Below are 20,641 nucleotides of genomic sequence, written 5' to 3' on the forward strand. Positions count from 1 at the left end.
TTCCCGATGTACATCCACAAACCCCACGTCGCCGCGCTGAGCTTCCGGCCCATCGAGTACCGCTCGAAGGCCGGCCTGTGCATCAGCACGATGCTGTTCGTGCCGCTGTCGCCGGAAGGCGGCGGGTTGCTGCGCGAGCAGTCGATGTGGAACTGCATCGCGAAGCAGATGGCCGTGCCGCTGGTCGACGAGGGCGTGGCCAAGCTCACCGCCGAGTTCCTCGTGGTGGGCCGCGTGCATGCACGCGAGCCCGGCTCGCGCGGCGCGGTGGCGCGCGTGCGCCTGGGCCCCGTGGCCAAGGCGGTGATGGCGTTCTCGCCGCGCTACTGGGACGGTGCGCGCGTGGTGCAGTCCGAGGTCTACCGGCCGGTGGCGCTGGACTGGGCCAATGCCTGGGGCGGCCCGGCGGTGGCCGAGAACCCGCAGGGCGGCGGCGCGGCTGCCGTCGACGGCGTGCACTGGCTGCCGTCGCTGGAGCTGCCGCAATCGCGCATCACCGCGCCGGGCGACGTGGTGCAGCCCGCCGGTTTCGGCGCGCTCGACGTGATGCATCCGCAGCGCGCGGCGCTGCGCGGCACCTACGACGAGAACTATCTCAAGCAGCATGCGCCGGGCTTCCCTCCCGACGTGGACTGGCGCCACTTCAACATGGCGCCGCGCGACCAGTGGCTCGATGCGCCGCTGCGCGGCGACGAGCCCTTCGCGCTCGAGAACCTGCATCCCGACAAGCCGCTGCTGCAGGGCCAGCTGCCGGGCCTGCGGGCGCGGGTGTTCGCCAACTACAGGTTGCCGCCCGAGCAGGCGGCGCAGGGCGGCGAGACCCACAAGCTCAAGGAAGTGCCGATGCGTCTGACCACGGTGTGGTTCTTCCCCGAGGTCGAGCGCATGCTGCTGGTCTGGCACGGCCTGGCCGAGGTGGCCGAGTACGACGGCAGCGACATCGACCACCTGATGACGGCCGTCGAGCGCGTCGGCGAGCCGCGCGAGGACGCCCACTATGCCGACGTGCTGGCGCGGCGGCTCGACCCGGTGCATGGCGGCATCGACAGCCTCGACGATGCCGACCTGGTGGCCGCGGGCATCGACACCACCGACCCCGAGTTCGAGAAGAGCGCCGAGATCTACCGGATGGACGGCCTGCAGGGCGATGCGCAGTTCCGCCGCGCCGAGATCGACGTGGCGCTCGCGCGCGAGAAGGTCGCGGCGCTCGGCAAGGACCCCGATGCCCTGGGCCTGAAGCCGCCGGTGCGCGAGAAGCCGCCGACGCTGGCCGAGCTTCCCGCGTACATCAAGGCCAGCCAGAAGGAGGCCGAGATCCAGCAGGTGGCGGTGGCGCAGGACCTGCTGGAGCAGCTCGAGCGGCTGCTGGCCATGAGCGAGGGCGAGACCCGGCGCATGGCCGAACTGGCCCACCGCGGCCCGCCGGACTACACCGCCGCGAAGCACCTGGCCGAACTCAAGGCCATGTTCGACAAGCTGCCGATGCCCGAGGCCTCGCTGCTCGAGAAACTGCGCGACCGCGAGGGCGCCGAGCGCCTGGGCTACCTGCAGTCGGCGCACCTGCAACCGCCGGCGTACGCGCTGCGGGGCGAGGCGGGCGCCGCACGCAGGCGCGAGGTGCAGTGGCTGCTCGAGCAGGGGCATCGCACGCTGCCGTGGATCGACCTCACCGGTGTCGACCTGTCGGGCCTCGACCTGCACGGGGTCGATTTCTCGGGGGCCTGGCTCGAGAGCGCCAACCTGCGGCAGGCCAACGTGTCGGCCTGCACCTTCACCGGCGCGGTGCTCGCGCATGCCGACATGCGCGGCTGCATGGCGATCGAGGCCGACTTCCGCGGCGCCAACCTGGGTCGCGCCAGGCTGGAGGACGCGGTCTTCGACCGCGCGGACCTGACCGGCGCCATGCTGATGCAGACGCCGCTCGCGAAGACGCAGATGCGGCGCGCCCGGCTCGGCGGCGCGAACCTGCTCGAGACCCTCTGGGGCGTGGCCGACTGGAGCGGCGCGCAGCTCGCCGGCAATGTCTTCTACAAGCTCGCGCTGCAGGGCCTGGACCTGCGCGAGGCCGATCTCAGCGGTGCCAACTTCATCGAATGCGATCTGCGCGGGGTCGACCTGTCGGGCGCGCTGCTGCAGTCGACCGTCTTCCTGACCTGCCAGCTCCAGGGCGCGCGCATGGTGGGCGCGCGTGCCAAGGGCGTGGTGTTCGCGAAGAACACCGTGCTCGACGGCGTCGATGCCGGCGGTGCCGACCTGTCGAACGCGAACCTCGGCGAATGCAGCGCCATCGGCCTGCGCGCGCCCAAGGCGCTGCTCGACGGCGCGAACCTCGGCATGGCCGACCTGCGGGATGCCGACCTGCGGCTGGCATCGGCCAAGGGCGCGCTGCTGCGCAAGACGCGGCTCGGCCGCGCGCGGCTGGCCGGCGTGAACTTCCACGATGCCATCCTGAGCCACGCCAACCTGATCGGTGCCGACTTCCGGCGCGCCAACCTCTTCGGCAGCGACCTCACGCGCGTCGCGCTGAGCGGCGACACCCAGTTCGACGGCGCGCTGCTGACGCGCAGCCGCACCTGGCCGCGCCTGAGCGCCGCGCAGCAGGCGGCAGCCGCGGCGCGCGAGGCCGCGGACCGCGCCGGGGGGGCCGCATGAAGGTCAGTGCCGAACTCCTGTCGCTGGGTGCCGGCCTGGGCGAGGCTTTCGAGGGCCAGGATTTCAGCGGCGGCCACTATGCCCGGAGCTTCCTGGGCGGTGGCATCTTCACGCAATGCCGCTGGGGCGGCGCCGACCTGCGCGAGGCCGACGCGCGCGAGGCCGTGTTCGATCAGTGCGCGATGGGCGGCACGCTGTTCGCCGGCGCCAATCTGCGCCATGCGACGTTCAACCGCTGCAAGCTCGACCATGCGGATTTCCGCGGCGCGAACCTGCACACCACCACCTTCAACGAGTGCGACCTCACGCACGCGCAGTTCGGCGAGGCGACGATGGCCATGGCCAGGATCCATGGCTGCACGCTCGAGCATGCCGGCATGCGGGGCGCGAACCTGGAGTCGGCCGTGTTCTCGCAGTCGAAGCTGGTCGACGTCAACGCCGACGACTCGCGCTGGGTGCACACGGTGGTGATCGGCTGCGACCTCCAGCGCATGACCTGGGCCGGCGCGCCGATGACCCGCGTGGTGTTCTCGAAGTTGAGCCTGCAGAACATGCGCTTCGACGGCGGCAGCTACGAGTCCTGCCAGTTCTCCGATGCCGACCTCAGCGGCAGCAGCTTCGCGCGCGCACGGCTGTCGCAATGCAACTTCCAGGGCAGCACCCTGAACGGCTGCGACTTCGGCCATGCCCAGGCGCCGCACGCCATCTTCTGCGGCGCCAAGGGCGAGAACGTGCGCTTCACCCAGGCGCAGCTGCGCCAGGCGCTGTTCACCGAGGCCGAGCTGCCGGGCGCGCACTTCGGTGCCGCCCAGCTGCACCAGTGCCACTTCGCGCAGGCAAAGCTGGCGCGCGCGGTGTTCGCCGGCGCCGACTGCACCTACGCCGACTTCCGGCACGCCGATCTCGAAGGTGCCGACCTGCGCGACGCGGAACTCTTCCGCGCCGTCTTCCATCGCGCGCAGCTGCAGGACATCCAGGCCACCGACCGGAGCCGGGCTCTGGGCACCGATCCCGAACTCGCGCGCGCCGAGCAATGGGCCGCCGCCTGAGGCGGTGCGCGAACGCCATCTTCTTCACGAGACACCCATGACCGCCACTCTCAGCAGCCGTCCCGACACCCGCCATGCCGCGGCACCACGTTCGTCGGCGAAGCGGGCCGTGCGCCCGTCGCCCGCGCCCGCCATCGCCCCGCAGGCGCCGCCCGCGCAGGCCGGCTGGCACCGTGCCACCGTGCTGGAGCTGCCGGCGCGGGGATTGCGGCTGCGGATCGGTGCCGGTGCGCAGGAGGTCGACGCGCGCCAGGCCTTCAGTTGCCTGGTGGCGCTGCAGGCGGGCGACACCGTTGCTGCGCTGCTCGACGAGCAGCGGCAATGGTGGGTGATGTCGGTGCTCGAACGCAGCGGCGCGCAGGACCTGGTGCTGCAGGGACGGGGCCGCCTCGAACTGAGCGCGCCCACTGTCAGCGCCAAGGCCGGGGAGCTGCTGCAGTTCGCCGCGCCGCAGGTGCGCCTGAGCTGCGAGCAGGCCGACGCGGTGGGCGAGCGCCTGAACCTCGTCGGCGGGGCCTTCAAGGCGATCGGCGCCACGCTGGCCACCCTGTTCGACCGCGTGCAGCACCGCAGCAAGCAGTACACGCGCAGCACCGAGGGGCTCGATCGCACCCAGGCCGAGCACATGGAGCTGCAGGCCCGGCAACTGCTGCAGGTGCACAGCGAGCATGCGCTGATCGAGGGCGAGCGGCTGGTCAAGGCGCGCGGCGCGCAGATCCACTTCGGCTAGGAGGCACCACGATGTTCGCCAACTGCCAGATGATGGGCACCGACATGGGGTTTCCCGACGTGTGCCTCACGCCGACGCCGGCCGGGCCGGTGCCCATTCCGTACCCGAACATCGCGATGGGGCCGATGGCCATCCCGAACTGTCCGACGATCCTCTTCATGTGCGTGCCGGCGCACAACCTCGGGACCACCATCCCCATGACCAACGGCGACAACTCCGGCCTGAACATGGGCGTGGCCTCGGGCACGGTCATGGGGCCGGCGCGCCACGTGACCGGCGCGTTCACCGTGCTGCTCAACGGCATGCCGGCCACGCGGCTGACCAGCATGTCGCTGCAGAACAGCACCAACTGTCCGGGCGCGCGCATCGTGCCGAGCCAGGCGCTGGTGCTGCTGCTGTCGCCCTAGGCATACATCTTCCGGCGAGATTGCCAAGCCGTCCCCCGGAATAAATACTCCTTCCGAGTTTCGTCGCAAGCTCGCGCACAGCTGTAGGGGCGTCGCCCTGGGGGCCGGTTCATGATCCAAATCACTGTTGTCACCCGCCAAGGCGTCCCGGCGGGGCCGTCCTTGTCGGCGAATTTCGGCCCCGAGGGCGGCACCATCGGCCGCGCCGACACCAACACGCTGGTCCTCGACGATCCCGACCGCACCGTCTCGCGCGTGCATGCCCAGGTGCTGTGCCGCGACGGCCAGTACTTCGCCATCGACCGCGGCAGCAACCCGATGCAGTGCAACGGCGTGTCGCTGGGCTCGGGCAAGGAAGCGGCGCTGACCGATGGCGCGCGCCTGGTGGTCGGCAGCTTCGAACTCGTGGTGCGCGCGCAGGCCGCCGCGCCCGCACCGGCACCGGCCGCCGCACCGTTCGCGATCCCCGAAACCATCATGGGCCTCTCGGGCGCGGCGCCGGCATCGGCCACCGCGACCAGCGACGATCCCTTCGCCGACCTGCTCGCGGGCCTCGCGCCGCCGGCTGCGCCCGCGCCCGCGCCGGGCCGATCGTCCCAACAATCGTCATCCTCATCGCCGGCGGCGGCCGACTCGCTGCTGTTCCCCGACCCCATGGCCACCGGCTCGCGCAATGCGCAGGCCGCGCAGATCGATCCCTTCGCCAACCTGCTCGGCCCCGACCCGGCCTCGGCACCGGCCGGCGGGCTCGGTGCGCTCGACGACTTCTCCGACCTCGGCGCGCCGCCCGCGCACGGCAAGGCCGCGGGCATCGACGAGCTGTTCGGCGGCGCGGCCGGTGGCGGCGGCATCGGCGGCGATCCGCTCGCGCTGTCGCCGCTGGCCGATCCGCTGCTGCAGCCCAACACCGCGAACGATGCCGATCCGCTGGCCGCGCTGCAGCGCGCCGCGCCGGCCACGCCGATGGCGCGTTCCGACCACCTGCCGATCGAGCAGTTCGGCTTCACGCCGCCGAAGGCGATCACGCCGCCGCCACCGGCCGCGGTGCCGCCGCCGCCCGCGCCCGTCGCGGCACCCATCCCCGCGCCACGCGCCGCGCCGCTGCCCGAGCTGCCCGCCTTCGACGACATGACGGGCCTGCCGATCCGCATCAGCGGCCCCGACACCGCGGGCCGCCCCCTGCCGCCGCTGTCCGCGCCGCCGCCGGCACCCGCGCCGCGCGCGCCCGCGCCCGTCGCCGCCGCGCCCGTCGAGCGCATCGCGAGCGACGACGAGCTGCTGGCCGCCTTCCTGCGCGGCCTCGGCGGCACGCACCAGCCGCCGGAGATGCTCACGCCGGGCCTGATGGAGCGCATCGGCTCGATGCTGCGCAGCGCCACCGAAGGCACGCTGCAGCTGCTGCTCACGCGCCAGGAGTTCAAGCGCGAGGTGCGCGCCGAGGTCACGATGATCGCGGCCCAGGCCAACAACCCGCTGAAGTTCTCGCCCACGGTCGAGGTCGCGCTGGCGCACCTGCTGGGGCCGGGCGTGCGCGGCTTCATGCCGGCCGAGGCCGCGATGCGCGATGCCTTCAACGACCTGCGCGCGCACCAGTTCGGCGTGATGGTCGGCCTGCGCGCGGCGCTGGCGCACGTCATCGCGCGCTTCGAGCCCGAGGAGCTCGAGAAGAAGATCAGTTCGAAGTCGGCGCTCGACGCGCTGTTCGCGGCCAACCGCAAGGCCAAGCTGTGGGACCAGTTCGTGGCGCTGTACGGCGGCATCGCGACGGAGGCCGAGGACGACTTCCACAACCTGTTCGGCAAGGCCTTCCTCGAGGCCTACGAGGCGCAGATGGCGCGCCTGAAATCCGACGACTGAGGCGCGCGCGACCGCTGCACCGCAGAACAAGAACCCACGACACGCACGACCGACGCGAGGAGCCCCGCTTGGAAATCGAAATCGTCACGCTGTCCCGCCAGGGCGGCCGCAGCTACAACGAAGACGTTCACGGCCATTGGCACGACGAGCGCCATGTCGCCTGCCTGGTGGCCGACGGCGCCGGCGGCCATGGCGGCGGCGACGTGGCGGCGGCCACGGTGCGCGCGAGCGTGCTGGGCGCGTTCTCGGCCGGCCCCAGCCTCGACGCGGGCGTGCTGCGCGGCCTGATCGAGCAGGCCAACCGCGACGTGGTGACGCGCCAGGCCGAGGGCGGCACGCTGGCGGGCATGCGCTCCACGGTGGTGTTCGCGGCCATCGACCTCGAGGTCCATGCGCTGGCCTGGGTGCACAGCGGCGACAGCCGGGCCTACCTGTTCCGTGGCGGCGCGATCGTCGCGCGCACCACCGACCACAGCCTGGTGCAGCAGATGGTGGCCGGTGGCATGCTCGACGAGGAGGGCGCGCGCCTGCATCCGCAGCGCAACATGCTGCTGTCGGCGCTGGGCTCGCTCGAGGAAGAACCGGACATCGCGGTGTCGGACCGCATGCGGCTCTTGCCGGGCGACGTGCTGCTGCTGTGCAGCGACGGCGTGTGGGAGCCGCTGGGCGACGAATGCCTGGTCGAGACCCTGCATGCCTCGCGCACGCCCAGCCAGTGGGTCGAGCAGATCGAGGCGCAGATCGTCGCGCGCGCGAAGCCGGGCCACGACAACTACACGGCGCTCACGCTGTGGGTGATCGACGCCGCCGAGGACGAGACGCGGCTGCTACCGGTCGAGGCGCAGCCCGAGCCGCGCGATCCCGACGACACCGTCCTCGGTTGACGGAACGGGCGGCGGCGCGCCGCCGTCCTTTTTCTTTCTTCCTCGCAAAGAGAAACGGCCCGCGATGCCCTCGAGCAGAGGACGCGGGCCGAATGGCGTGGAGCTTGCCGCGCTCGCGCGGCGAAGTCCCGGGGGATCTCAGCGGGTCTCGGTGGTGGCCACGTTCCAGCCGAACTTGACGTCGCCGGTGGTGGCGCCCTTGTCGTTCTGGGCCTTGTAGGCGAACTCGATGTCCTTGTAGGTCACGACCACGTTCTCGAGCACGTCGCCGCCTTGCGAACCGGCCGGGGCCACGTTCGAGATGAAGACTTCCTTCATCGTGACCTTGAGGTACTCGCCCTGGCCGTCGCCGGACTTGCGGCAGGTCAGGACCGCGTCCTTGAAGTGCTTGCCGCTGACGCAGTTCTTGGCCAGCACGGGCGAGGCCTTGTCGAAGATGTGCACGAAGGTGAAGAAGCCGGGCTGCGCCTTGCCCTTGCCCGAGCCGCCGCCCGATGCCGCGCCGGAGGTGTTCGCCACGTCCCACGACCACGACAGGATCTCGATCTCGTCCTTGTGATCCTTGTGGGTGGCCTCGCCGGTGACGCCGTCGAACTTGATGTGGAAATCGGATGCCATCTTGCTACTCCTGTGATGCCTGCGATGCGCGGGCGATGGTTGACGAAAGAGAAAGTTTTTTTGGGGCTACCGGCCGCTGCGGGTGGGGCTTCGGCCGGTAGTGATCTCAGAACGAAGAAGCGGGCGGGATTTCAAACCCACCCGATGGCCTATGCCGCGCCCTTGGCGGACGGCAGCTTGGAGACCAGGCGCAGCGAGACCGTCAGGCCCTCGAGCTGGTAGTGCGGGCGCAGGAAGAACTTGGAGGAGTAGTAGCCGGGATTGCCCTCCACCTCCTCGACCACCACCTCGGCCGCGGCCAGCGGCTTCTGGGCCTTGGTGACTTCGGACGAGTTCGCCGGGTCGCCGTCCACGTAGTTCATGATCCATTTGTTGAGCCAGCGCTGCATCTCGTCGCGTTCCTTGAACGAGCCGACCTTGTCGCGCACGATGCACTTGAGGTAATGCGCGAAGCGGTTGCAGGCGAACAGGTAGGGCAGGCGCGCGGCCAGGTTGGCGTTGGCGGTGGCGTCGGGATCGTCGTACTCGGCCGGCTTGTGCAGCGACTGGGCGCCGATGAAGGCCGCGAAGTCGGAGTTCTTGCGGTGGATCAGCGACAGCAGGCCGGCCTTCGAGAGCTCGGCCTCGCGCCGGTCGCTGATCGCGATCTCGGTCGGGCACTTCTGGTCCACGCCGCCGTCGTCGCTCGGGAAGGTGTGCAGCGGCAGGTTCTCGACCGCGCCGCCCGACTCGATGCCGCGGATGCGCGAACCCCAGCCGTAGAGCTTGTACGAGCGGTTGATGTTGGTGGCCATCGCATAGGCGGCATTGGCCCAGGCGTACTTGCTGTGGTCGGCGCCGGCGGTGTCCTCCTCGAAGTCGAACTCCTCCACCGGGTTGGTGTTGGCGCCGTAGGGCGTGCGCGCCAGGAAGCGCGGCATGCACAGGCCCAGGTACTTCGCGTCGTCCGACTCGCGCAGCGAGCGCCAGCCGGCGTACTCGGGCGTGAGGAAGATCTTGGTCAGGTCGCGCGGGTTGGCGAGCTCCTGCCACGATTCCATCTGCATCAGGTTCGGGCTCGCGCCGGTGATGAAGGGAGCGTGGGCCGAGGCGGCGATCTTGGCCATCTCGCCGAGCAGCTCGACGTCGGGCGGGCTCTGGTCGAAGTGGTAGTCGCCGACGATGGCGCCGAAGGGCTCGCCACCGAACTGGCCGTACTCCTGCTCGTAGATCTTCTTGAACATCGGGCTCTGGTCCCAGGCCGCGCCCTTGAACTTCTTGAGGTTCTTGGCGAGCTCCTGCTTCGAGATGTCCATCACCCGGATCTTCAGGTTCTCGTCGGTCTCGGTGTTGTTCACCATGTAGTGCAGGCCGCGCCACGCACTCTCGAGCTTCTGGTAGTCGGGGTGGTGGATGATCCGGTTGACCTGCTCGGTGAGCTTGGCGTCGATCGCCGCGATCATCGACTGGATCGACTTCGTGACGTCCTTGCCGATGACCTCGCTGTTGGCCAGCGCCTGCTGGGCCAGCGTGAGCACGGCGGCTTCGACCGCGCTCTTGGCTTCGTCGCTGCGCGGCTTGAATTCCTTCTGCAGCAGCGACGAAAAGTCGCTGCCCGCGTACGCGACGTCTTTCAACGCGCTCTGTTCGAGTGCTTCGGCCATGGTGGGTTACTCCTCGTGAACCGGATGTGGAAGTCGGAATGGGACAGTGATCAGGCGGCCGGCGGGGTGGTGCCGTCCTCGGGCTTCTTGGTCGCGGCCAGCGACTGCAGCAGCGCCGGGTCCTCGAGCACCTTGGCCAGCAGTTCCTCGGCGCCGTTCTTGCCGTCCATGTAGGTGACGAGGTTCGACAGCTGGGTGCGCGCCTCGAGCAGCTTGTTGAGCGCGCCGACCTTGCGCGCCACGGCGGCGGGCGAGAAGTCCTCCATGTTCTCGAAGGTCAGCTCGACCTTGAGCTCGCCCTCGCCGGTCAGCGAGTTCTCGACCGCAAAGGCCGCGCGCGGCTTCATGGCCTTCATGCGCGAGTCGAAGTTGTCGACGTCGAACTCGAGGAACTTGCGGTCGGTCACGGGTGCCAGCGGGTCGGCGGGCTTGCCCGACAGGTCGGCCAGCACGCCCATCACGAAGGGCAGCTGGATCTTCTTCTCGGCGCCGTAGAGTTCGACGTCGTATTCGATCTGCACCCGGGGCGCCCGGTTGCGGGCGATGAATTTCTGACTGCTCTTGGCCATGGCGATGCTCCTTGCGGGGGTGAAACGGGGTGGGTCGATCCAGGGATGGAAAGGGGAGGGGACGAGGGGAAGAGGCGGCGGAAGGGCCTCAGTCCGAGGCGCGGCGACCGGTCACGTTCTCGATCGTGTCGAGCGCGTTCGGCGCGAGGTTGGCCATGATCTCGAGGAAGCTCACGCCGATCAGCTTCTTGGCGCGCTCGATCAAAAGCGGCGCGGGATTGCCGGGCTCGGTGGTCTCGAGGAAGCGGATCACGCGGTCGAGCATCTTCAGCGCGTCCTCGCGGGTCTGGATCTCGCCGCGCGCGGCCGCGGGGCGCGCGCCGCCTCCGCCCGCGGCAGCCTCGCCGCCGTCGTCCGCGCCCGCCGCGCCGGCCTCCTCGGGCACGCCGATCGCGGCGCTGCAGGCCTTCTGCACGGTGCGCGCGATGGTGCGCAGCGCGCCCAGGTCGATGGCGTCGGAACGGCCGGTGCGCTCCACCAGCAGTGCCTGCAGCTGGTCGATCAGGGCCGGCGCGCCGATCGCGGCCTCGATGCGCTCGGGCTGCGCGGCCTGCAGGGCCTCGAGGCCGGCCTGCAGCTGCGGCGCGGAGTAGAGCGGCTCGCCGTTCGCCGCGAGCGTGCCCTGGACCACCGCGATGTCGCGCACGCGGATCGAGCCCACGCCCGGCGCCGCGCCCACCTGGGCGTCGTAGAGGTCGCGCAGCACCATGGTCTCGTCGTTCAACGGCGCGAGCGCGTTCAGGCGCATCGTCGGGTCGTTGTCGTCGTCGGCATCGAGCGTTGGATGTATGCCGTCCCAGAAGCGGTCGAGCAATCCGGTCAAAAGGCGCAGGCCGGCGACGAAGCCGGGCACGCCCTGCAACCGGGTGGCGGCACGCAGCATCAGCACCGCGGCGCGCACGTCCTTGCTGCGGCGCAGGATGGCGTCGGACTGCTCGGCCACGCTGCGCCAGTCCGGCTCCACCGCGGGAATGACGGTGTCGCCGAACTGCTGTTCGGGCTTGCCCTGCGACGCGGTCACGAGCGCGGTGAAGTCCGCGTCGTACTCGAGGTCGGTGCCGCTCGGCGCGCTGTCGCCGATCGGTGTGAGCAGTGCATCTGCGAGTTCGTTGGTGAGCATGTTGCCTGTTGAATGTGGCTGGTGATAATCAAAGATGCCTCTCAACCGGTCAATGCAACGAAGGGAATAGCATGCGAGCGCTCGGTACACACCATTCGTCCTATGGAGGCCTTCCGGCCACGGCTTCGCGCCGGCACGTGGCGGCCTTCGGCCTCGCTGCCGCGGCGCTCTTTCTCGCGGGCTGCGCGAGCAAGCCGCCCCCCGAAGTGAAGACGCCCGTGTCGCTGACGCTGGTGGCGGGCCCCGATGCCAATCCCGACGCGCGCGGCCGCGCATCGCCGCTCACGGTGCGCGCCTACGTGCTCAAGACGCCGGGCGCCTTCGAGAGCGCCGACTTCTTCTCGCTGTTCGAGAAGGACCAGGCCACGCTCGGCGCCGAGCTGGTGCAGCGCGAGGAAACGCTGCTGCGCCCCGGCGAGAGCCGCAAGTTCGATTTCGTGCTGCAGCCCGACGCCAAGATGATCGGCGTGATGGGCGCGTTCCGCGACCTCGACCGCGCGCGCTGGCGCGAGGTGCGGCCGCTCGAGGTCGGCAAGATCAACACCATCACCGTGACCTACGGCGCGCGCCAGATCCGCATCGATCAGAAGGCGGAGCCGATCAAGGAGAAGTAGGCGCCGCGCGGCGCGGGGTCGGGCGGCGTTCACATCGCGTCCAGGCCCGTGTCGCGGTCCGCGGGCGGCAGCCGGCCGGGACGCACCAGCGAGGCGTCCGCCGGCAGGAAGCGATGGAACAGGTCGCCCGTGAAGGCGCCATTGCCGCCCGCCGCGCCGCCGGCCACCGTCAGGTAGAGGCCGCGCCAGCGCAATCCCCGGGCCTCGCGCGCCTTGCGGCCATGGCTGTCGAACAGCGCCTCGGCCGCCAGCCTGAGCCCCGGCTGCAGGCTTCGCACCCCCTCCACGAACGAATGCACCGCGAGCCGGCCCGAAGCGCCCGACTGCTCGCGCAGCAATCCCATGCGCAGCGCATGCAGCCGCGCGGCGATCGGCTCGAACACCGCATCGAGCCGCTCGGCGGCGCTGCCGGCATCGGGCATCGGCTGTTCCACGGGCAGCCGATGGCCCAGGGCCTGCGCCAGCACCTCGGGCGGCAGCGTGCCGCGCAGCGCGCCATAGCCTTCGAGCCCTTCGAGGCCCGTGACCACGAGGTAGAACGGCAACTGCAGCCGCAGGGTGCGGCCCGCCTCCTCGACCAGCCGGCGCAGCCGCGCGATGCGCATGCGGAAGGCGATCGCGTCGGCCGGTGCCTCGCGCAGCGCCTGCGCCCCGATGCAGGCCACGATGCCGTGCAACGGCAGACGCTCGCGGCGTTCGGCCAGCGCCAGCAGCGCCGCGAGCCAGAGGGCGCGCGACTGCGGCGCGTCGGCCGGGTCCTCGAGCACGCGCGCATCGATCTCGATGGCGGCCATGGCACCGCCGGTCCACCAGCGCCAGCCTCTGCGCACCGGGCCGGTCGGCGCGTCGTCCGACGGGTCCGCATCGAGCGGCGAGGCGGCGAGCAGCCCCGGCAGGTCGGCGGCCGCATCGCCGAGGAACAGCAGCCATGGCGCGCTCGGCGTCGCGCAGCGGCCGAAGTCCTCGTCATCGAGGCTCTCGCCGGCGGCGCGCGGGCGCGGCGCCAGCCGCAGCCGCTGCTGCGCGCGCGCCATCGCCTCGTGCAGGCGCTCGACGGCCTGCGCATCGGCCGCGCGCGAGGGCGGCCGCAGCGTGGCGATGCGCTGTTGCAGCGCGCGCCGGCGCGCGCCGCGCCCGGCATCGCGCACCACGGCGCAGAGCACCGCGAAGCCGAGCGCGCACAGCGCGAGCAGCGGCCAGAAGAGGTGGGCGGGCGGCAGGGTGTGCATGGCGGCGGCGCGCGCGTCAGCGCGCCTCGGTCTCGAGGAACACGAAGTCGGCGATCAGCCGGTCGCCGCCCTTGTTGGCCGCGAGCGCCTCGCGCAGCTGCAGCAGGTAGGCCGAGGCCAGTTCGAACGGCGGCCGGTCGGCGGTCTCGTGGAAGGGCATCGGCGAGGAGATCACGGTCACCAGCACGCTGCCGAAGGGCGGGCTCACGAGCCAGCTCGAGGGGATGTCGCGCCCGAGCTCCAGCTTCTCGCCGGCATGCAGGCGGGTCGGCGCGCGGCCCGCGTTGAGGTGCATCACCGAGCCGTCGGCGGTGTAGTAGTCGACCCACAGCACGCTGTCGTGGCGCGGCGCGGTGACCTCCACGCGCACCGTGTCGCCCTCGCGCAGGCGGCGCTGCCGCGCGGAGGGCAGGTCCAGCCCGAGGCCGTAGGCCTTGTCGGCATTGCGTGCCTGGTAGGGCTTGAGGATCGCGAACACCTCGCAGTGCGGCCAGACGCGCACGCCGAGCTCGAAGCGCGGCGCCTTCACGCCCGGCAGCTGGCCCACGTCGTGCTGCACGTTGGCCACGTCGGCCGGCAGCGAGACGAAGCCGCTGACCTTGAGCGTGCCGCCGGCTTCCACCGCCACCGCGAGGTCGGCGCAGGCGTAGCTCTGCAGCTGCTGCTCGACGCGCTGCGCGAGGTCGGCCTCGGGCCGCGGCGCGCCCGCCAGCCAGGCCCACAGCAGGTAGAGCAGCGGCACCAGCAGCGCCAGCGCCGCGCTCGCGCGCAGCAGCGAGCGGTCGCGCCGGTGCATGTCGATCGGGGCCGGCGGGTCGGGCCCGTCGTAGGGCTGGGGCGTGATGTGCTGCTGCGCGAGGCTGCCGAGCGCGAGCGGCTGCTGCCGCAGCTGGCGTGCGTGCAGGTCCTTGAGCTTGCCGAGTTCGCCGCGGTCGCCGTGCTCGAAGTAGTACTGGCCCTTGAAGCCCAGCGCCAGCGCATGCCAGTAGACCTCGCGCACCTCGTCGTCGCGCGCGCCCAGCGCCGACAGGTGGTGGAAGAACTCGCTGTGGGCATTGTTCGAGGCGAACAGCTGCACCTGCAGCGGTGCCGCGCCCCGGCCCGCGCCCGGGTGGCGCGCGAGGATCTCGTCGATCCAGGCGACCATCGCGAAGGCGGCCGATTCGAGCTGCGCGGGCAGAAGCGGCGTGGCCGCGGCGCGCGCGCTTTCGCGCGCCGCGTCGAGCAGCTGGCGGGCCTGGACCTGCGCGGCGTCGTGCGCGAGCGCGGGGCGGTTCGCGGCGATCGCGGCATCGAGCGCGAGCCCGAACGAGACGAAGGCCGAATAGCAGTCGATCAGGCGGGCCATGAAGACACGCGCGCCGGCTCAGGCCGCGGCGAGGCGCGCAGGCAGCGCGGGGCGCCGCACGAGAGATGCCCCGCACCGGCGCCTGCTTCGTTGGCACATGCCCATGTCTCGCTTCCTTCGGGTTGACGATCATTCTTCTCAGCGGCCCCGGGGGGCGCCATATCGCTTGGGGCCTATGCCGTTCGTGGAGCGCGCCAGCCTTGCTGCGCGGGGCATTCGCCGGTATCGTCGGCGGTCGCTGAGTCAATGCACGCTGGGGCGAGCTTCGTGACCCCTTCTCAAGCGTTGAAAGGCCTTAAGTCATGAAAATTCTGATCGCCGACGACCACCGGCTTGTCATCGAAGCGGTCAAGGCCAAGTTGTCCGAGCTGGAGCCCGGCATCGAGTTCGTGCTGGTCATGAGCGTCGACGAGCTGCTCGCCGGTGCCACCGACGACCTCGACCTGGCATTGATCGACCTCAACATGCCCGGCGCCGACGGGCAGGCCCACATCGACGAGATCCGCCGCCGCCATCCGGCCGTGCCGGTGATCGTGCTGTCGGGCTACGAGGACCCGGCCATCATGCGCGCCGCCCTCGAGCGCGGCGTGCTCGGCTTCATTCCCAAGGCCTATTCGCCCGAGGTCATGCTGTCGGCCGTGCGGCTGGTGCTGGCCGGCGGCGTCTACGTGCCGCCGATGATGCTGACCGCGCTGCCGCCCGGCATCGTGGCCGGCGTGGCGCCGCAGCCCGGCGCCGACACCGCGCGCGCGCCGGCCTCCTCGCAGACGCTCGAGCACCTGCGCAACGTGCTGACCGAGCGGCAGGTCGAGGTGCTGCAGCTGCTGTCGCAGGGCAAGCCCAACAAGCTGATCGGCCGCAGCCTCGGCATCAGCGAGGGCACGGTCAAGATCCACCTCGCGGCGATCTTCCGCGCGCTCAACGTGCGCAATCGCACCGAGGCGGTGGTGGCGGCACAGGCCTTGACCGAAGCGCAGGCCTGACCTGACCTGACCCAGGCCCGAGACCGTTCGGGCCGCCCCTCTCGTTTCAGCGCCGTTGCGCCGCCTGCGCCACCGCGCGCGGCACCTTCACCCGCATGTCGAGCAGCATCTGCCCCATGCCCTTGCCCAGCGGGTCCATGCGCATCGACGAGGGCCCGCCGCCGTCGAGCGCCCCGTGCAGCAGCAGGTTCATCGCCGCGATGCCCGGCAGGTGGAAGCGCTCGACCTTGCCGTGCACCAGGTGCGCGAAGTAGGCGCCCACCGCCTCGGGCGTGACGCGCGACCACAGCAGCGGCAGCCACTCGGGCCGGCGCGCCACCAGGCCGATGTTCGAGAGGTCGCCCTTGTCGCCGCTGCGCGCCCAGGCCAGGTCGATGAGCCGCAGTTCGACCTGTTCGCCGCCGTCGTCGGCGAAGGGCGGCGGTTCCGCCATCGGCGGCGCGGCACCATCGCCCGCGCCCGGCGGGATCGCCACGGCCTGCCGCTCGCCGTCGATCGCGAACGCGACCGGCACCTGCTCCTTGGCCAGCAGGAACGCGAAGGGCTTGACCAGCGGCGACACCGAGGGCCGGCCGCCGCCGGGGCCCGTGGTGCCCGGCGACCACGAGGTGCCCGCGGGCGCGATCTCGCGCGCGAAGATCTCGAGCGCGGCCTTCTGCGGATGGTCGACCGCCACGCGCATCATCGCCTCGCGCACGCCGTGGGTGCGCGCATGCGGGCCGTAGAGCGTCTCGGCGCCGATCGCCTCGATGTGGCTGCGCGTGAAGGGCGCCAGGCCCAGGCGCGCGAGGATGCCGCCGGTGCGCTCGAGGATCGCCTCGGCCGTGCGCCGCGCCTTGCGCTCGGCATCGATGCCCACGATCACCAGGCTGCCCGCGCAGCGGAAGCCGTCGAGCTGCGTGGCCGAGACCTTGTAGGCCGGCGTCGGCGCGCGGCCGCGCGCGGGGCCCACGCGCACGCGGTCGGGGCCCTCCTGCTCGATCGTCACGGCGCGGAAATCGCAGCTCACGTCAGGCAGCAGGTAGGCGCCGGGGTCGCCGATCTCGTAGAGCAGCTGCTCGGCCACCGCGGCGCGGATCACCTTGCCGCCCGTGCCCTCGGGCTTGGTCACGACGAAGCTGCCGTCGGCCTGGCATTCGACAATCGGGTAGCCGATGTTCGCCCAGTCGGGGATGTCTTCCCAGTCGGTGTGCAGGCCGCCCGTGGCCTGGCAGCCGCATTCGATGATGTGGCCCGCGAGGCTGCCCGAGGCCAGCCGGTCGAAGTCGCCGGGCTGCCAGCCGAACTCGTGCATCAGCGGCCCGAGCGTGACCGCGCTGTCGACGCAGCGGCCCGTGATCACCACGTCGGCGCCCGCGGCCAGCGCGGCGGCGATCGGCAGCGCGCCCAGGTAGGCGTTGGCGCTCAGTACCTTCTCGGGCAGGGCCTCGCCCGTGAACATGTCGCGCGTGTCCGCGGCACGCAGTTCGGCCATGCGCGCGCCGAGGTCGTCGCCCTCGACCACCGCGATGCGCAGCGGCACGCCCTGGGCCTCGGCCAGCGCGCGCAGCGCGGCGGCGCAGCCCTGCGGATGGATGCCGCCGGCGTTGCTCACCACCTTGATGCCTTGGCGCTTGATCTCGGCGAGCACCGGCTTCATCGCGATCTCGACGAAGTCGGTGGCGTAGCCGAGCTCGGGCTTCTTCGCGCGCGCCGCGGCCAGGATCGCCATCGTGGTCTCGGCCAGGTAGTCGAACACCAGGTAGTCGAGCCGGCCGTGCTGCACGAGCTGCGGCGCGGCCACCATGCTGTCGCCCCAGAAGCCCGAGGCGCCGCCGATGCGGACGGTCTTGGTCGGTGCGGTGGTGGATGAAGGCATGGCGGTCCTCGGTGGCGGATGGAAGGGCCAGCTTAGCGAGACGGGCGCGGCGCGGCTTGCGTCGAGTCGCTGCGCCTCGCGTCGCCGGGCGCAGCCTGTTGGCGCAAGACCGGCGGGGCGCCCGCCGCTAGCCTCGTGCGCCAAGGAGACACCATGGAATTCCTGGACGCCCCACCGCTGCCTTTCTACTTCTCCGCCGAGCACGAAGCCTTCCGTGCCGGCCTGCGCGCCTTCGTGGCACGCGAGATCGCGCCCTTCGTGACCGAATGGGACGAGGCCGAGACCTTCCCGCGCGAGCTCTACCGGCGCGCGGCCGGGCTCGGCGTGCTGGGCCTGGGCTATCCCGAGGCGCTCGGCGGCACGCCGGCCGACCTGTTCCATCAGCTGATCGTGGCCGAGGAATTCGCGCGCTGCGGCGCGGGCGGCGTGCAGGCCTCGCTGAACTCGCACAGCATCGCGCTGCCGCCGATCCTCAAGGCCGGCAGCGAGGAACTCAAGCAGCGCGTGATCCCGCCGGTGCTGGCCGGCGAGAAGATCGCCGCGCTCGCGATCACCGAGCCCTCGGGCGGCTCCGACGTCGCGGCGCTTCGGACCACCGCGGTGCGCGACGGCGACCACTATGTGGTGAACGGCGAGAAGACCTTCATCACCTCGGGCGTGCGCGCCGACTTCATCACCACCGCCGTGCGCACCGATCCCGCGAACAAGGGGGCGGGCGGCATCTCGCTGCTGGTGATCGAGGGCGACACGCCGGGGCTCGCGCGCACCTCGCTCAAGAAGATGGGCTGGTGGAGCTCCGACACCGCGCACCTGCGTTTCGAGAACTGCCGCGTGCCCGCGCGCAACCTGGTGGGCACGGAGAACCAGGGCTTCAAGCTGGTGATGAACAACTTCAACGGCGAGCGCCTCCTGATGTCGGCGCTGGCCTGCGGCTTCGCCGAGGTCTGCCTCGAGGAGGCGGTGGACTGGGCGCGGCAGCGCGTCTCCTTCGGCGTGCCGCTGGCCGAGCGCCAGGTGGTGCGCCACAAGCTCATGGACATGACCCTGCGCGTCGATGCCGCGCGCACCCTGGTCTACGACCTGGCCTACCGCATCGAGCACGGCCTGGCCGATCCGGCGAAACTCGTGGCGCGCGTGTGCCTCGCGAAGGTGCAGGCGACCCAGGCCATGCAGTTCTGCGCCGACCAGGCGGTGCAGTTGCTGGGCGGCATGGGCTTCATGCGCGGCACGCGCAGCGAACGCATCTACCGCGAGGTCAAGGTGATGATGATCGGCGGCGGATCGGAAGAGATCATGAAGGACCTGGCGGCCCGGCAGCTCGGGCTCTGAAGCACGAGAAGGACAACGCACACGATGAACGATTCGACGAACGGCCCCAACGCCGAGACCGCGCGCGACCTGCGCGACGAGTACGTCGAGCTCGCCGCGCTGTGCGCCACGCTCACGCCCGAGCAGTGGCGCGCGCCCAGCGTGTTCTACGGCTGGTCGCCCTGGGACGAGATCGCCCACCTGTGCTTCTTCGACCAGACCTCGATGCTCGCGCTGAACGATCCCGAGGCCTTCGTGCGCGATGCCGCGGCACTCAACGCGCAGTTCGCGCAGGGCCGCGAGATCAGCTCGCTGGCGCGCGAGAAGTACGGCTCGCTCGACGGACCCGCGATGCTCGCGCTGTGGCAGCCGATCTCGATGCAGCTGGCCGACGCGCTCGCGGCGCTCGACCCGAAGGCGCGGCTGCCCTGGTACGGGCCGATGATGAGCGCGCGCTCGTTCGCGACCGCGCGGCTGATGGAGACCTGGGCCCATGGCCAGGACATCTGGGACCTGATGCGCCGGCGCCGGCCGGCCAGCGCGCGGCTGCGCCACATCGCCCACATCGGCGCCACCACCTTCGGCTGGACCTTCGTCAACCGCCAGCTGCCGGTGCCCGAGCCCGCGCCCTTCATCGAGCTCGACGCGCCCGGCGGCCAGACCTGGCGTTGGGGCGATCCGGCCTCGGCGGAATCGGTGCGCGGCGATGCGCTCGACTTCTGCCTGGTCGTGACCCAGCGCCGCCACCTCGCCGACACCGCGCTGCGCTGCACGCCGGGCAGCGCCACGCAGTGGCTGTCGATCGCCCAGTGCTTCGCGGGGCCGCCGGCCGATCCGCCGGCGCCGGGCGTGCGCGCGGTGGTCTACGACGCGGAATGAGCGCCGGGCAGCCGCTGTCGCTGGCGCTGCGCGAGGCGATCGAACCGGCGCTCGCGCGGCTGCGCGCGGGCGGCGCCGAGGGCTGCCTGTCGGACCTGACGTTCTCGAACCTCTGGCTGTTCCGCGAGGCCCACGACTACCGCTATATCGGGCCCGAAGACGACGGCTGGCCGCGCATTTCGGGCCGCACCTACGACGGCACGCGCCACCTGATCCCGCTGTTCGCGTTGCCGCAGGCGCCACCCGAGGCCCTGGCCGCGATGCTCGAAGACCACGACTGCTTCTATCCGCTGTCGCGGCGCGACATCGAAGGCCTGAGCGCCGACCGCTTCGCGCTGAGCGCCTCGCCCGACGACGCCGACTACCTCTACGACGCCAGCCGCTTCGCCGACTACGCCGGCCGCGCGCTGGCCTGGAAGCGCAGCCAGGTGCGGCAGCTGCTCGCGCAGTGCACGCCGCGCGCCGAGGCCTTCGGTCCCGCCTCGGCCGGTGCCGCGCTGCGCGTGCTCGAGGCCTGGATGGCGCAGAAGGGCAAGGCCGCGGGCGAAGCCGACGAGGCGCCGTGCCGCGCAGCCATCGCCGATGCGGCGGCGCTCGGGCTCGAGGGCTTCGTGCATTTCGCGCACGACGAACCGCTGGGCTTCGTGCTCGCGCAGGAACTGCAGCCCGGCGTGTTCGCGATGCGCTTCGCCAAGGGGCTCGACAGCCACGCGGGCATCTACCCGCACATGTTCCAGCACTTCTGCCAGCAGTTCGAGGCCCGGTTCGGCCGGCCGGTGCGCTGGCTCAACTTCGAGCAGGACATGGGCATCGCGGGCTTCCGGCGCAGCAAGCGCTCGTACGCGCCGGCGGCGATGGTGCAGAAGTTCAGGGCACGGTTATTGCGCTGAGCC

18 protein-coding genes are annotated in these 20,641 nt (G+C 71.3%); 11 read left to right on the plus strand and 7 right to left on the minus strand.

Annotated features, from left to right (window positions below; translation table 11 throughout):
- The first annotated feature begins 6 nt into the window (after positions 1-6).
- From R0232_RS03955 to R0232_RS03980, 6 genes are all read left to right on the plus strand, one after another.
- Positions 7-2,652, plus strand: coding sequence for a DUF2169 domain-containing protein (locus R0232_RS03955; RefSeq protein ID WP_431511296.1), 2,646 nt, complete (start codon positions 7-9; stop codon positions 2,650-2,652).
- Positions 2,649-3,701 (plus strand): pentapeptide repeat-containing protein, encoded by a 1,053-nt coding sequence (locus tag R0232_RS03960; protein WP_431511297.1) that lies wholly within the window; start codon positions 2,649-2,651, stop codon positions 3,699-3,701. Before R0232_RS03955 ends, R0232_RS03960 begins: the two co-directional genes overlap by 4 nt.
- Positions 3,702-3,738: 37 nt before the next feature.
- Positions 3,739-4,431 (plus strand): DUF3540 domain-containing protein, encoded by a 693-nt coding sequence (locus R0232_RS03965; RefSeq protein ID WP_431511298.1) that lies wholly within the window; start codon positions 3,739-3,741, stop codon positions 4,429-4,431.
- 11 nt (positions 4,432-4,442) lie between these two features.
- A complete protein-coding gene (locus R0232_RS03970) occupies positions 4,443-4,838 on the plus strand; it encodes a DUF4150 domain-containing protein (RefSeq protein ID WP_208512552.1) in 396 nt (131 codons plus the stop codon).
- A 111-nt stretch (positions 4,839-4,949) separates the two neighbouring features.
- Entirely contained in the window at positions 4,950-6,695 is a 1,746-nt protein-coding gene (gene tagH / locus R0232_RS03975; RefSeq protein ID WP_431511299.1) for a type VI secretion system-associated FHA domain protein TagH, read from the plus strand.
- A 68-nt stretch (positions 6,696-6,763) separates the two neighbouring features.
- Positions 6,764-7,579, plus strand: a complete 816-nt coding sequence (locus R0232_RS03980; protein WP_296781249.1) for a PP2C family protein-serine/threonine phosphatase — start codon at positions 6,764-6,766, stop codon at positions 7,577-7,579.
- Between the two features lie 138 nt (positions 7,580-7,717).
- On the opposite strand, the gene R0232_RS03985 is transcribed toward R0232_RS03980, so the two are convergent.
- From R0232_RS03985 to tssA, 4 genes are all read right to left on the minus strand, one after another.
- Entirely contained in the window at positions 7,718-8,197 is a 480-nt protein-coding gene (locus tag R0232_RS03985) for an Hcp family type VI secretion system effector (protein WP_203204145.1), read from the minus strand.
- A 149-nt stretch (positions 8,198-8,346) separates the two neighbouring features.
- Positions 8,347-9,840, minus strand: a complete 1,494-nt coding sequence (tssC, locus tag R0232_RS03990) for a type VI secretion system contractile sheath large subunit (protein WP_093350857.1) — start codon at positions 9,838-9,840, stop codon at positions 8,347-8,349.
- Positions 9,841-9,890: 50 nt separating this feature from the next.
- Positions 9,891-10,409: a type VI secretion system contractile sheath small subunit gene (gene tssB, locus R0232_RS03995; RefSeq protein ID WP_093350860.1), complete on the minus strand. Its 519-nt coding sequence runs from the start codon at positions 10,407-10,409 to the stop codon at positions 9,891-9,893.
- Positions 10,410-10,497: 88 nt separating this feature from the next.
- Positions 10,498-11,529: a type VI secretion system protein TssA gene (gene tssA / locus R0232_RS04000; RefSeq protein ID WP_431511300.1), complete on the minus strand. Its 1,032-nt coding sequence runs from the start codon at positions 11,527-11,529 to the stop codon at positions 10,498-10,500.
- A gap of 71 nt (positions 11,530-11,600) precedes the next feature.
- Between tssA and tssJ the strand changes: the two genes are divergently transcribed.
- The gene (tssJ, locus tag R0232_RS04005) at positions 11,601-12,143 is read left to right on the plus strand and encodes a type VI secretion system lipoprotein TssJ (RefSeq protein WP_208508480.1); all 543 of its coding nucleotides are present in this window, start codon (positions 11,601-11,603) and stop codon (positions 12,141-12,143) included.
- 29 nt (positions 12,144-12,172) lie between these two features.
- On the opposite strand, the gene R0232_RS04010 is transcribed toward tssJ, so the two are convergent.
- Positions 12,173-13,372: a type VI secretion protein IcmF/TssM N-terminal domain-containing protein gene (locus R0232_RS04010; protein WP_431511301.1), complete on the minus strand. Its 1,200-nt coding sequence runs from the start codon at positions 13,370-13,372 to the stop codon at positions 12,173-12,175.
- A gap of 16 nt (positions 13,373-13,388) precedes the next feature.
- Complete coding sequence (locus tag R0232_RS04015) at positions 13,389-14,720, minus strand: DotU family type IV/VI secretion system protein (RefSeq protein ID WP_431511302.1); 1,332 nt, start codon at positions 14,718-14,720, stop codon at positions 13,389-13,391.
- A gap of 302 nt (positions 14,721-15,022) precedes the next feature.
- Here R0232_RS04015 and R0232_RS04020 point away from each other — a divergent pair, with 302 nt between their 5' ends.
- Positions 15,023-15,703 (plus strand): response regulator transcription factor, encoded by a 681-nt coding sequence (locus R0232_RS04020; RefSeq protein WP_093350872.1) that lies wholly within the window; start codon positions 15,023-15,025, stop codon positions 15,701-15,703.
- Between the two features lie 46 nt (positions 15,704-15,749).
- Here R0232_RS04020 and R0232_RS04025 read toward each other — a convergent pair whose 3' ends face one another.
- Positions 15,750-17,561, minus strand: coding sequence for an acyclic terpene utilization AtuA family protein (locus R0232_RS04025; RefSeq protein WP_431511303.1), 1,812 nt, complete (start codon positions 17,559-17,561; stop codon positions 15,750-15,752).
- Positions 17,562-17,714: 153 nt separating this feature from the next.
- On the opposite strand from R0232_RS04025, the gene R0232_RS04030 reads away from it, so the two are divergent.
- Genes R0232_RS04030 through R0232_RS04040 form a run of 3 tightly spaced genes read left to right on the plus strand, consistent with a single transcriptional unit; the run spans position 17,715 to position 20,638 of the window.
- The gene (locus R0232_RS04030; RefSeq protein ID WP_093350878.1) at positions 17,715-18,890 is read left to right on the plus strand and encodes an acyl-CoA dehydrogenase family protein; all 1,176 of its coding nucleotides are present in this window, start codon (positions 17,715-17,717) and stop codon (positions 18,888-18,890) included.
- Between the two features lie 24 nt (positions 18,891-18,914).
- Entirely contained in the window at positions 18,915-19,748 is an 834-nt protein-coding gene (locus tag R0232_RS04035; RefSeq protein ID WP_431511304.1) for a TIGR03084 family metal-binding protein, read from the plus strand.
- Entirely contained in the window at positions 19,745-20,638 is an 894-nt protein-coding gene (locus tag R0232_RS04040; RefSeq protein ID WP_431511305.1) for a phosphatidylglycerol lysyltransferase domain-containing protein, read from the plus strand. Before R0232_RS04035 ends, R0232_RS04040 begins: the two co-directional genes overlap by 4 nt.
- Positions 20,639-20,641: the final 3 nt, after the last annotated feature.

It is taken from the genome of Variovorax sp. DAIF25 (assembly GCF_050711835.1).
In the GTDB taxonomy this organism is placed as follows: Bacteria; Pseudomonadota; Gammaproteobacteria; order Burkholderiales; family Burkholderiaceae_C; genus Variovorax.